The following is a 1,388-nucleotide window of genomic DNA, read 5'->3' as shown; positions in this document are numbered from 1 at the left end:
ATACTGGATCTCGCATTGCAATCAGTCTGGCAGCTTGCAGTAAAGCATAACGAAGATATTTTGAACCACGTTTGACCATCTTTTGTTTGTTACTCACAAATTGACCAGATTGGTGAACACCCGGTTCTAACCCAGCAAAGGCTAATAGCTTAGACGGACTTTCAAATGCTCTTATATCACCAATTTCAGCTAGTATAATAGCACCAAGGTTATAAGAAATACCTGGAACTGTAATTATAACGGAATCAATTTCATTCATAAGTTTCTTTATCTCGGAATCGATGAGCTTTAATTCATCTTGAAATGCAATAACAAGAGTTATGTTTTGAATCAATTCTAATTGATAAGCTGTGCTTTGTGATCCAATTGAGTCACGAGCAGCTTCTCTAATTTCAACAGCTTTCTCTCTAGAGTCTTTCTCTCTAGATGATTTAGAAAGTAAAGTAGTGAGTGTTGTGAGATGAAGATCTGCGATTAGAGCTGCTGAAGGATATCTTACTAAAAGCTCATAAGAAGTTTTCTGATGAATTGACCAGAGTAAGTTTGGTAGTTCGGGGAATAGAATTTGTACGAGTCGTGTGATAGATATTTTGAGTCTAGCCTGATCATGGATTAGTCGATATCTGTGTCTAGTTAGTGTTTTTAGCTCTTTAAAGTGGTATGATACAGGTGAGTAGGACTTAAAATCACCAGAGCGTATCATTTGTGCGATGATTAGACAATCTACTTTATCAGTCTTGGTTTTTCTTAGAGTGAGAGACTTACGATAAAGGTTGACACTAAGTGGATTCAAAACGATTAGTGGTAGTTGTTTTGAATCGATGAAGTCAATGAGATTTAAGCTGTAATGACCGGTGGCTTCAAGTCCTATTCTTACTTCTAATGGTAAGAGTGAAGCAACGGATCTGTAGAAAGTTGCAAATCCCATTTTGTTGTTTTCGAAGGTAAATACATCACAGATGATTTGATCTTCGGAGTTAATGATGATGCAATCGTTCTTATTTTTGGCAACATCGATACCTACGTAATACATATAAGCTCCTTTCATGATTGAGAGTAAGCTGTGGCAATCACATATTTATGTCAAGTAACCTTGCTAAAGATAAAACGTTAAACATTATCGCACTAATAAACAAAGAAAAACATAGAGATGTGATTATAGTCTAAACAAAGTAGTTTAACTACAGGAGGAAGAAATAATCCACAGCACCTATGTTATATATACATTTTTAAAATAAGATGAAACATGTAGTAAAACTACTATATGTTCATTATACAAGGAGGGAATATGGATAAGTGTACAAAATTCAAAGACTGTGCTTTCACTCACAGCAATAACCAATATCGGAAATTACAATCGATCGAACATTACATAGACGACTATTGTC

The 1,388-nt window shown here is 35.1% G+C and carries 1 protein-coding gene; it reads right to left on the bottom strand.

The features are described from left to right. A partial coding sequence (locus JF818_RS03450) for an IS110 family transposase (RefSeq protein ID WP_198890588.1) occupies positions 1-1,048 on the bottom strand: 1,048 nt, incomplete at its 3' end. Positions 1,049-1,388: the final 340 nt, after the last annotated feature.

Source organism: Sphaerochaeta sp. S2 (assembly GCF_016406725.1).
Lineage (GTDB): Bacteria > Spirochaetota > Spirochaetia > Sphaerochaetales > Sphaerochaetaceae > Sphaerochaeta.
The sequence above is the reverse complement of the archived record's forward strand: the minus strand, read 5'-3'. Positions and strand labels throughout refer to the sequence as shown.